Here is a 13261-nt window from a genome sequence, read left to right on the forward strand (position 1 = left end):
AAAGAATGGATTTGGGGGATATGCCTTTTCTGGCATGACGCCCGGGGCTGTTTTGTCACGTATCAAAGCTATTTTGTCATGTAATCGTGTTTTATTGAAGGAAGATGGCTAATGGTGATTTCAACCAAATTTGAGCAAATCGTTGTACGTTTCCCGGAAAATATCGCGGTGACACAGGGAAACGAAAGCTTAACCTATCGTACCTTGTCAGAGCGCGTTACTGGACTTAGTCATATGCTGCATCATCAGGCTGAGAGTCAGTACGTCATGACGTTGATGGAAGAGAGTATATCTCTGATAACGGCAGCATTAGCCATCATGAAAGCCGGCAAAGTGTTTGTTCCATTATCCCCTAAGTTACCGGAACAACGCCTTGCCACATTATTGGCACAATTCCGTGGTGCAACTATTATCACTTGCCGTCAATGGTTGCCCCTGCTGGAGCATCTGTCAGAAGATTATTCGCTGGTGCTGGCTGATGAAGTGCAGAAAAACCATTCAATTCCTTCGTTATTCGTGGGAGAGCCGGAGAGTTCACTGCCTGTCAGTAACACTGCCAGTACACATAACAACAGTGACATCCATCATAACAAACCGGCATATGTCTACTTTACATCGGGTTCTACCGGGCAACCTAAAGCCATATTAGGGCGCGAAGACAGCTTATTGCATTTTATCCACTGGGAAAGTCGTGAACTGAATCTGACACCCGCTGACAAAGTCAGCCAATTGATCAACCAGATGTTCGATCCTTTCCTGCGTGATATGTTGCTGCCTTTGCTCAACGGCGCAACACTGTGCATTCCTCCTGCCCACGATATCCGTTATTCGCCGCAGGAATTGCTGAGCTGGATACGTGAACAACAGATCAGTATTACTCACCTTATTCCTTCTTTGTTTCAGGTTCTGCTGGAGTGTCCGCAATCCAGTGATGACCTGCAATCTTTGAGGTATGCCGTTCTGTCGGGCGAAATGCTCAAAGGGTCACTGGTAGAGTTGTTTTACCAGCGTCAGTTGCAACAAACCCAATTAATTAATCTGTATGGGACAACTGAAACCACACTGGCGAGAGTCTACTATCGTGTCACAGAGAAAGATATTCAGCGTGCGCTGATCCCTGCCGGTAAACCCATAGACGATACCACCATTGTTGTCGTTGATGAGCAGGGTGAAACAGTTCCGGCGGGTGCCGAAGGGGAAGTGTGGATCAGTACTCCCTTTATGAGTGCGGGTTACCTGTCAGCCGGGTCTGAAAATAACTTACGTTTTATCACCCCGGAAAAAGGGGAACTGGCTGGTCAGCCGGTTTACCGGACAGGTGATTTGGGACGTATTGATGAGCAGGGAGATCTGATCCTGCTTGGCCGTAATGATTTTCAGATCAAAATCAATGGTCAGCGCCTTGAAACGGCAGAGATAGAAAGTCTGCTTGAACAGCATCCTGCGGTACAACAAGCGATTGTACAGGCGTTTGAACAGTCGCATCAACCGTCACAAAGTGTGCGGCTGGTGGCATTTATCCGTCTGGCACCGGAAATGACAGTCACGGCAGAAACGTTAGATACCTATCTGGCCTCCAATCTGGCAGCTGCTATGCGCCCGGCTGATTATCAGTTCTTGTCACTGTTCCCGCTGTTATCCAATGGCAAAATTGACCGCAGAGCACTGCAAGCTCCGGCTATCCGCCAGACATACCAAAACAGACAGGATATTGTTATCCCACAGGGAGAACGGGAGACAAAACTGGCAGCTATCTGGCAATCGCTGTTGCATATCAGACAAATCGGGCGTGACGATAGTTTTTTTTGCACTGGGAGGGGATTCCTTACAGGCAATTCGTATGATTGCACAAGTGCGGGAAAAAATGGGGCTGAGTTTGCGTTTTGGTGAACTGTTCCAGCACCCCACGCTTGCCCAGTGTGCAGCGATATTGAGTGTTGATGAGTTGTCAGAGGGGATAGCGGAGGAAACAACGGTAATCCCGCATACTGCCAGCTATGAACAGCAGGGTATTTACCTGATCCAGCAAACCGTTTCTTCCAGCCCGATTTACAACATGGCCTATGTTGTCCAGTGGCAGGGAGCACTGGATCATCAGCGGTTACAGCAATCCCTTGACGCTTTGATCGCCCGTTATGATGTACTGAGAACCGGTTTTCTGATGCAAAAAGGGGATATCATTGCGCAGGTAGCAGAACATCTTTCTGCCAACCCGGTTACTGCGAAGGTAATCTGGCAGGATCTGAGCCAGTATGGCCCACAGGCTCAGGCGCAGGCAGAAAACATTATCAGCCAATTTGCGACTTTGCCATTTGAATTAACCGAACCGCCATTGCTACGCATGGCAGAGCTGACACTCCGGCCACATAGCCATCTGATTGTACTGGCCTTCCACCACTTAATTGTGGATGACGAGTCAGTGAAACGGCTGTGGGATGAGTTGCTGGAAAATTACAGCCTGCTGCAAGCAGGGAAAACACTTGAGAGCCGGCACGCTCGTTATGGTCAACGGGAACATGCACGCCTCCAGCATCAGAGAATCAATGGGGCTGCGGGCGTAGCAGCCCGTCAATACTGGCAGCGTCAGTTGGCAGGAACACTACCGCTGATCCAATTACCTTATGACTTTCCGACACCTGCCGTACGCAGTTATCAGGGAGGGCGTTTGCCATTCAGCCTGCCCACTGCATTCCATGAACAGATTGATACATTAGCCTATCAGTATGGTGTCACCCCTTATCTGATCTTACAGGCCGGATTTATTGCATTTCTGGCGCGCTATTCACGCCAGAACGACATTCTGTTGGGAACACCCGTTTCCAACCGTCATTACAGTGAGGAGCAACAGCCGGTTGGCCTGTTATTCAACGTATTGGTGATGCGCAATCAGGTTGATACCAGCCAGTCATTCGAACAACTGCTGGCCCAGGTTAAATCCACTTTTATTGATGCCGTTGCGCATCAGGATATGCCGTTTAGCCAATTACTACCTTTACTAAAAGGCAATTTATTACAAAACAATGGGGAAGATAATCATCATCCGGGGCTTTCTCCGCTGTTTCAGACTCTGTTTACCTACCAGAATATACCGGTCACCGCTAAACGGATGGGGGCTGTGCGGCTTTCTCCATTACGCCAGTGGGATATGCAAATCGCCAAATATGAGCTGACACTGGAGATGTGGCGTGAAGAAGGGGAATTGCAGGGAATATTTGAGTATGCCAGTGATCGTTTTCTGCCGGAGACGATTGCCCGCATGGTGGAAAACTTCTGTCATTTTCTGCCGCAATTGATCGAACAACCGCAACAGGCCATCGGACGGGTTTCTCTGCTCAGTCCTGCACAGCAACAGCAATTGGTTCAGTGGAACCGGACTGAACAACCATTCAGCGATAATATCGGCATTCACCAGCTTATCGAGCGTCAGGTACAGCACGTACCAGAAACCATTGCGGTTGAATTCGGTCAGCAATCGCTGACTTATGCTGAATTGGATCAGCGTGCCAACCAACTGGCTTATTTTCTGATCCAACAAGGGGTAGGGCCAGAAGTTTGTGTCGGATTAAGTGTCGAACGCTCACTGGAACTGGTGATCTGTTTTCTGGCTATCCTGAAAGCGGGTGGAGTTTATGTCCCGGTTGATCCTGATTATCCGCTGGATCGCAGTCGTTATGTGATTGGAGATGCCGGCTTGCATCTGCTGGTGACACAAGATCAATTTATGGCACGTTATCAGGATTGCAACCTTCCTTTATTCTCCCTTGAAACCCTGATGCCTCAACTGTCAGCATTCAGTGTTGAAAATCCACGGGTAGATGTCCGGGCAGAAAATACTGCCTATATCATCTATACCTCAGGCTCCAGCGGCAAACCGAAAGGTGTGCCTATCCGCCACCGCAGTGTGTGCAATCTGGCAGAAACAGAAGTTGAGTTTCTGGCTGTACCACCGAACAGCCGGATCCTCCAGTTCGCCTCTTTCAGTTTTGATACCTCCATCTGGGAAATCCTGATGGCGTTTTGTACCGGCAGCACATTATTAATGGCTCCTCGTCTTGCCATCATGCCTGGCCCGGATCTGCTGGAACAGCTTATTACGCGACGTGTTACCCATGTCACATTGCCTGCATCGGCACTGGCCGCACTGCCTGAAGCTGAGTTACCTGATTTGCAGGTATTGTTAGTCGCCGGGGAAGCCTGTGGCGTGGATCTGCTGCATAAGTGGGGCAAAAACCGCCGTTTTATTAACTCCTATGGCCCGACAGAAGCAACAGTAGGTACAACCAGTGCTGAGCTGACGATAGACGATGACCATATTCACATTGGCCGTCCGATCCCCAACTCTCAGGTCTGGATTTTGGATGAATATGGCGCACCATTACCGATTGGAGTCGCGGGGGAACTTTGCATTGGCGGTGTTGGCGTCGCTACAGGCTATCTGCACCGACCAGAATTGACCGAACGCAGTTTTATCCCCGATCCGTTCAGCTCCCGGCCTGATGCCCGCCTTTATCGTACCGGCGATCTGGCCCGTTATCAGGCAGACGGTAATATTGACTATCTGGGACGTATTGACCAACAAATAAAAATCCGGGGTTATCGTGTAGAACTGGGAGAAATCGAAAGCGCTCTGCGTCAGCATCCGGCTATTTCTGATGCGGTGGCGATGGTGCGGGAAGATTACCTGAATGCCAGTGCTATAGTTGCCTATATACTCACCCAATCTGATACCACGCTTGATCAGTCACAGATTGAGTCACATTTGGGGGGATCTCTGCCGGAATTTATGCGTCCTTCCTGCTACGTCTTTCTGAACGAATTCCCGCGATTGCCGAATAACAAAGTAGACAGAAAACGCTTTCCCACACCGATGCGGCAGACCGGCGAAACCATTGCTGAACCAGCCCGGAATGAAACAGAACGGGCGATTATTCAGGTCTGGCAGACATTATTGGGGCATCAGGCGATTGGCCGGAATACCTCATTTTTTGCAGCGGGTGGACACTCTCTATTAGCCGCCAAAATGGTAGCAATACTTGCCAGTCAGTTCCGGTTACATTTCAAAGTCAGCGATGTTTTTATCTGCCGAACTCCAATGCGGTTGGCTGAGAGAGTGGATTTAACAGCCAGTGTGGGTTCATTAAATCTGTCTGTGATCCACGATGCACCATTGAGCTTTGCTCAACAACGGATGTGGTTCCTTGATCAACTGTATCCTGATAGCTGTCGTTACCACATAACCAGTATCAAAACCTTTGTCAGTATAAAAACGCTTGCCGGCAAGGAGAATGACGGCAATGTGGCTGAAAATAATGCGGAGGCTGAACGGATACAGAAAAGCGTAGAGTTGTTGTTCCGCCGCTATCCATCACTCAATCTGCGTCTGCGGATGGAGGGAACCACGCCCCGGCAATATTACAGTGAGCAGTCACCGGACTGTCCGCATGAAATTATCGAAGTACAAAATGAACAGGAATGGCAGCAGCAGTTACAGCAGCGAGCTGCCGACATAATGCGGACACCGTTCCAGCTGATTGGCCGACCCTTATACCGACTGTTGCTGGTAACGGATGCACGGCAGGGAAGTGCCCTGATTTTCTGTCTGCATCATATTTTGGTAGATGAACAGGCATTGGCACAGCTTGATGCTGAATTGCTGTCGCTATACCAGTCAGAAGCGGATGGTCTTCCAGAAGAAAATAATCTGTCAGAAGAGAATATCCCGCCGGTATCCGTTCCTGATTACCTGCAATTCGCTGCATGGGAGCGCAGTCCTGAAGCGCAACAAGTCTGGCATAGCCAATTAGCGTATTGGCGTCAGGTATATCAGCAATTACCGCCAGTGGTGACATTACCTCAGCAATATCATGCACCTGTTGAAGAATCGAAAGCAGCTTACCATCGCCTGCCGCTGTCTATTGAGCAGACCAAAGCACTGCGTCGGTTGGCACAACAGCAGGATACGACACTGTTTACCCTGTTATTGGCGGCTTTCCAGATCTTGTTGCAGCGTTACAGCAGTGAAGGTGACACCGCGGGAGATATCGTTATCGGTATTCCTGTTTCTCTGCGTGACAGGCCAGAACTGCAATCGGTTATCGGGCTTCTGTTGAACACCTTAGCGGTACGTCAGAATGTCGATATCAATCGTCCGTTTACTGAATTTCTGCTTGATAGTGCACAGACACTGAATCAGGCAATGGCTAACAAAGACGTTCCGTTTGAACAGGTGGTGGATGCTGTTCTGCCGGCAGAGAAACGTTCGCTTGCTCCTCTGTTCCGGATCATGTTTGTGTTTAATGCGCACCAGCCACAGGCCAATGAACAACTTCGTACTGATGCCCGTACTTACGCTATAGACAGTCAGCCAATAGACAATCCGGAAGCCAAATTCGATTTAACCCTGTTTGTACAGGAAACAGCGGATAATCTGCTATTGTCGGTCGAATACCGTGAGGCGTGTTTTGCAGCCGAAATTGTGGCGCAACTAGTGACACATTATGCCCGTTTGCTGGATAGCCTGTGTCGTACGGCAGACCAGCCTGTCTATCAGCTGGCAATGTTGTCACCACAGGAACGGCAGCAGCAGTTGAGTGATCTCAATGCCACAGTACAACCCCTGTTGCACCCGGTAGTGCATCAATGGTTCGAACAACAGGTATGCAGAACGCCACAGGCGATTGCCCTGTGTGAGCAATATGAAACAGAGTTAGCATTGAGTTATGACCAGCTTAACCAACACGCTAATCGGCTGGCGAATGATTTACTGGCTCAGGGGATTGGTACGGGTTCACAGGTCGGGATCTGCCTGCCACGTTCAGCCATGCTCGTCGTGGCGATTCTGGCGGTATTGAAAACTGGTGCTGCATATGTACCGGTTGATAGTACCTATCCGGCAGAACGTGCCCGTTTTATGCTGGAAGATGCCCAGGTGGCACAGGTGATTACAACTGACGAACAGGCCACCAGATTAGCGTTGCCATCGCATCATATTGTACGGTTGACGCCGGAGCAATTTACCCCAGAGTCAGTGGCCTCAGAACCCGTAACAGATAATCAGGCTGCTATCCCCAATCCTGATATTACGATTTCACCGGAACAGCCTGCTTATATTCTCTATACCTCTGGTTCTACCGGCAGGCCAAAAGGGGTCATCATTCCACACCGGGGATTGGGCAACTATCTGCAACATGCCTGTGAACATTATGGTGATCTGACTAAACGAGGAAATACTCTGCATGCCTCTATTTCCTTTGATGCGACAATTACCAGCCTGTTCCTGCCGTTATTACAGGGGCAAACCCTGTTTATCCTGCCTGTAGAGGAGGATATTCCGGCACTGGTACAGGCATGGCAACAATTGCCGGATCTGGCAATGGCGAAAATCACTCCTGCTCACCTGGAGCTCTTAAGCCAGCAATTATTACCGGAACACGCAGGCCGGATACCGCTGCTGGTGATTGGCGGAGAGAGTCTTTCTGCCAGCGCATTGCGTTTCTGGCGGCAACATGCACCGCAGGTCAGGATCATCAATGAATACGGCCCGACAGAAGCCACCGTGGGCTGCTGTATTTACGACATACCGGCCGGAGACATAAAAGGGGATGGTGCACTGCCGATTGGCCGTCCGATAGCCAATACCCGGCTTTATCTGTTAGATGAGTGTCAGCAACTGGTGCCGTTCGGTTCAGTCGGTGAACTGTACATTGGTGGAGCTGGAGTAGGTCTGGGCTATTTCAATCGCCCTGATCTGACTGAAAGCCGATTTATTACCGATCCTTTCTCCTCGTCATCACAGGAAAAACTCTATCGGACAGGAGACCTGGCGCGTTACCTGCCAGACGGAAATTTACTGTTCCTCGGCCGCAAAGACCAGCAAGTTAAACTGCATGGCTACCGGATTGAACTGGAAGAGATAGAAGCTCAGCTTGCGGCTTGTCAGGGCGTTATTCAGGCAGCAGCGGGTATGCGGGACATTTATGGACGCCAGCATCTGGTGGCCTATCTGGTGATGAACCCATCTGTGGCAGATCTGGAAAATATACGGCAAGAACTGAGTCAACGACTGCCGGCACATATGTGTCCTACCCAGTGGATCTTGCAGGAAACATTACCACTCACTGCTAACGGCAAAATTGATCGTAAGGCTCTGGCACAAATCCCTTTAACTGAGCAACCCCATCACACTATTCGCCGGATGCCGGTGACGGCACTGGAAAAACAACTGACAGAAATCTGGCAACAAGTGTTGGATCAGGAAAATCTGGGGATTGATGATGATTTCTTTGTTCTGGGAGGCGATTCCATTCTCAGCCTGCAAATAGTGTTCAGGGCACGGGAGAACGGTCTGCGGATCACGCCAAAAATGCTGTTTGATTATCCTACTATTGCAGGATTAGCCGCTGTGGTGACACAGGTAAATAATATTGATGGCAACGCTGACGACAACACTCAACCCGTGCAGGGAGAATATGCTTTGCTGCCAGTTCAGCATTGGTTCTTTGCACATCATCATGCTAATCCGCACCACTATAACCAGTCTTATCTGTATGCACTGGAGGAAGGAACAGACATACCGCTTTTAGCGCGGGCATTGGCTCTGGTGGTTAATCAACATGATGGCTTGCGCTCTCGTTTCGCACTGGCAGGCGGTTATGGGCCGGATTATGGGCAGATAGGAGAACCTGTTACAGACTGGCAGATAGAACAATGTCAGATCACAGAAACCCCGGCAAGGGAAGCTCTGATACAGGCCGTTGCCGAACGTCAGGCACAATTGAATATTGAACATGGCCCGTTATTGACCGCGACCCATTTTATTACCGCAGAAGGGAATTATCTGCTGCTGGCAGTTCATCATCTGGTGATAGATGGCGTTTCATGGCGCATTTTTACGGAAGATTTAAGTTATTACTATCAGTCAATTCTTTCAGGACAGACATTACTGACAGGGGAAAACCTGCGTCTGATGGCAAAAAGTGCCTCTCTGATTGAATGGTCATCCCACCTTGCGGATTATGCTCAATCTGAACAATCACAGGATGAATATCATTTCTGGCAGCAAAAACTGAATCAAACTGTACCTCCGTTGCCCTGTGACCAGGGAGAAAAACCGTTCCCCGGTTTAGTCAAAGAGTCAGCTAAATACCGGTTAGCACTGGATCTCACCGCCACCACAAATCTGGTTCAGCACACCGGACACGCCTACCGTACCCATGTTGGTGACTTGTTACTGGCAGCGCTGGCGATAACACTGCGACGCTGGAGTGGTTCTGAATTACTGCATGTGGATATGGAAGGACATGGACGGGAAAGCCTGCATAAAAATGTGGATGTCAGCCGGACAATCGGCTGGTTTACGGCCATTTATCCTCTGTTGCTGTCACTGCCTGCATCTTGTCCGCCTGATCAACTGCTCCAGCTGGTTAAAGAAGCAGTGCGTCAGGTGCCTTATAGCGGAACAGGTTATGGCGCACTGCGCTATTCCCGCTATACCCAGACATCCACCAATAATCAGCTGCCCGTTATTCCTGCGGCAGATATCTGCTTCAACTATCTCGGACAATTTACCCGTGCTTTCCATCAGGCACCATTACAGGGCGTTGTGGATATCGGACTGGCGCATCGTCATGCGGCGGATAACGCAAGGTCATATGCACTGGAAGTGGATTGCTACATTGATGAAGGACAATTACAGATAGAGTGGACGTATAACCACCAATGTTATCAGCATGAAACCATTGATAGGTTGGCAATGGCGATGAAAGAGCAGATTATCCGGCTGACTGAACATTGTATGGCACAGACTCAGACCACTTACACACCATCTGATTTCCCGCTTGCCCGTTTGAATGCCGGAACACTGCGCCAGTTGCAGCAACGGTATGGCGTGATGGAAGATATCTACCCGCTGACTTATACCCAGGAGGGAATGCTGTTCCACTCTATGGCCGGACAAGGCAGCGGGCTGTATCACGAACAGTTGTGTTTTAGTTTATGTCATAAGAACCGGCTGGATAGTGTGGATCTTGCCCGTCTACAGCAGGCATGGCAGCAGGCGGTGGCTTACTATCCTATCCTGCGCAGTCATTTTGAAATGAGCCTTGCCGGTGAGCCATTACAAATCGTGATGCCTCAGCTGGAGCTGGATTGGCGGCAGCATGATCTGCGGCTGTATAACCCGGCTGATGCGGAACAGCATCGCCGAAACTTGCTGGCGGCAGATCTGGCGGAAGAGTTTATACCGGAACATGGCGCATTATTCCGTATTACCGTACTGCAACTCCCGGATGAACAGATACAACTTCTGTTCAGCCATCATCACGCCATTCTTGATGGATGGTCAGTCAGACTGTTATTAACAACGGTTGAGTCCTTCTACTATCGTCCGGCTGATATCTTGCCACCGGCTCCGGCATTTAAATCCTTTATTCGCTGGCAACAGCATAGCCGTAAAGCGTGTCAGGATTATTGGCAGGCGCAATTAGCTGATATTAATGCAGTAACACCACTGCCTGCGGCTCATCCGGTCAGAACAGCCAGTCAGTTGAAACAGCGACATTCATTTAGTCTGTCTACAGAACTTTCTGGTCAGTTGGCAGAAACCGGACGTCGTCACCGTTTAACGATCAGCACCCTGATTCAGGGGGCATGGGCATTACTGTTACAACGTTACAGCCAGCAGGATGAATGTCTGTTTGGCATGACAGTATCCGGCCGCCAGGCAGAATTAGCCGGTATCGATAAAATGGTGGGACTGTTAATCAGTACATTGCCTGTTCATATCACCAGTCACATGAATCAACCCGTTGCCGATTGGCTGAGCGCCATTCAACAGCAGCAGCGGGAACATGAAAAATTCAGTGATATCTCGCTGGCGGATCTGAAATCCACTTGTGGTCTGCCGACATTTGATACCTTGCTGGTGTTTGAAAATTATCCGCAATCCGCTGCGCAGGAAAACCTGTTTCAATTTACACAGGCCACAGAAAGCACAAATTACCCATTGGTATTGGTCACGGCGTTCTCTGACAGCCTGCATGGCGAGCTGGTCTATGACACGGGCCTGTATGATGCCGCTATCGTGGCTCGTCTGGCAGAGCACTTTATCCGCATTCTGACCCAGTTAATGAATAATATGGCCGGTGTGTTGACAGATATTGCATTATTGGATCAGCAGGAGAAACAGCAATTGCTGACCCAATGGCAGGGACCGGTATTGCCGGTTTTTGCGGGTAATGTGTATAGTCTGTTTGCCCGTCAGGTACAACGTTCTTTCCAACAGATTGCCGTGATTGATGGACAGAAGCAGGTCAGTTATGCGGAATTGGAGCAGCAGGTTGAACAGATCAGCCTCCGCCTGCATCACAGTCAGATTCATGCGGGTGACAGAGTTGCACTCTATTTGCCACGCAGTCTGGATTATATTGCTGCCATGCTGGCAGTCAGCAGAATGGGGGCTTGTTATGTACCCATTGATATCTCTTACCCCACAGAGCGGGTCACTTATTTATTGTCTGACAGCCAAAGTTGTCTGGTGTTGACCCATCAGGCGTTGGCTGCTTCTGTTATTCCTGAAATTGCTGTACTGGTACTGGATCAGGAACCAGAGTCGGTTCCGACATATGCTTTATCGCAACAATCGTTACCCTCCGTGGCTGATGATGAAAATGCGCTGGTATATCTGATTTACACTTCCGGCTCAACAGGAATGCCGAAAGGCGTCATGATTGAACATCGTAGTCTGATTAACTACCTGACCGATACCTGCTGGCGTTATCAGGTAACTGAGAATACCCAAAGCCTGTTCCATTCATCTGTCAGTTTTGATGCCACATTAACCAGCCTCTACCTGCCTCTGTTGCATGGCGGCACCATTACCGTGATACGGGATGATGCGGATATCGCTTCAATGGCGGAGGTATTACGGCAACCATTACCACCGTACTCATTACCACAAAAGCAGGGCGGTCATCTGTTGAAAATCACGCCTGCCCATCTTGGCATTTTGGGGGAATATCTGGATGCTGCCGCGAAATCCCATGTTCATTCATTGGTCATCGGGGGAGATGCGCTGAGTTGTGAAACAGTACAGGAATGGCTGACTGATGTAGCAGATATTGGCGTGTTCAATGAATATGGCCCCACAGAGACGGTTGTCGGATGTTGTGTTCATCAAGCAGACAAACATCAGGACTTACAGGGCACGATGCCGATTGGTCTGCCAATCGCTAATACTCGCCTGTTTGTACTTAATGAAGATTTGTCTCCAACACCATTCGGCATGGCAGGAGAGTTGTATATCGGTGGATTGGGTGTGGCAAGAGGTTATTGGAATCGCCCTGAATTAACCGCAGAAAAATTCATCACGCTGTCAATTCCACAAGGGGGTATCCCACAACAAGAAATGCCACAAGAAAAAGTGCGGATTTATCGCACAGGAGATCGAGTCTGTGCCTTGCCGGATGGTGAATTGCTCTATCTCGGTCGTTGTGACCGACAAATCAAACTGCGTGGCTATCGTATTGAACCGGGAGAGATTGAGGCTCAGCTTATGCAGCATCCGCACGTTCAGCAAAGTGCGGTGCTTTCTTCTTCAGGACTGGCTGATGCCGACAAACAGGGCGAGATACAGCTAATAGCTTGTGTGTCCCTTAAATCAGCAGCGAAAGCCAGTGCTGTCTCTTCAGAGCCATTTTCAGGACAACTGCTTGATTTTCTCAGCAGACAATTGCCCGCGCATATGCTGCCGAGCGCCATTGTACTGTTGGATGAGATGCCTCAAACCACGAATGGCAAGATTGATTATCAGGCTTTGTTGGCGCGTTTGCCGGAATATTTGTCTGAGTTGCAGCAGAAAGAATTACAGCAGAAAAAACAGGAGGGCAGCGTTTTACATACCCCACAAACCCCGCTGGAAAGCCATCTCAGGGATATCTGGAGTGAGGTACTGCAACAACAACAGATAGGATGTGACCAGAATTTCTTTGCTTTGGGAGGGCACTCATTGCATGCCTTACGCATTGCTGCCCGTATTGAACAGCAACTGGCAGTCAGGATCTCTCTGGCTGAACTTTTGCAGTGCCAGACAATTAAACAGCTTGCTCATTTACTGGCGTCACGTATGACCGGGGAAGGTAGTGTTCGTCACAACACGATCTCTCATAACACAGGCCCTAAAAACACCATAAAACGTGTCGTACGGGAACGGAAATAAAGTAACGATAACAATGAAATATGCCCGACACCTGTAAAGTGAAGGGTA

2 protein-coding genes are annotated in these 13261 nt (G+C 49.4%); both read left to right on the forward strand.

Going from position 1 to position 13261, the window contains the following annotated elements; genetic code table 11:
- Positions 1 to 111: 111 nt before the first annotated feature.
- Positions 112 to 1890, forward strand: a complete 1779-nt coding sequence (locus tag BDD26_RS20200) for an amino acid adenylation domain-containing protein (RefSeq protein WP_244922724.1) — start codon at positions 112 to 114, stop codon at positions 1888 to 1890.
- A complete protein-coding gene (locus BDD26_RS12230) occupies positions 1790 to 13213 on the forward strand; it encodes a non-ribosomal peptide synthetase (RefSeq protein ID WP_244922725.1) in 11424 nt (3807 codons plus the stop codon). Before BDD26_RS20200 ends, BDD26_RS12230 begins: the two co-directional genes overlap by 101 nt.
- Positions 13214 to 13261 lie beyond the last annotated feature (48 nt).

The sequence above is a fragment of the Xenorhabdus cabanillasii genome, from assembly GCF_003386665.1.
Lineage (GTDB): Bacteria > Pseudomonadota > Gammaproteobacteria > Enterobacterales > Enterobacteriaceae > Xenorhabdus > Xenorhabdus cabanillasii.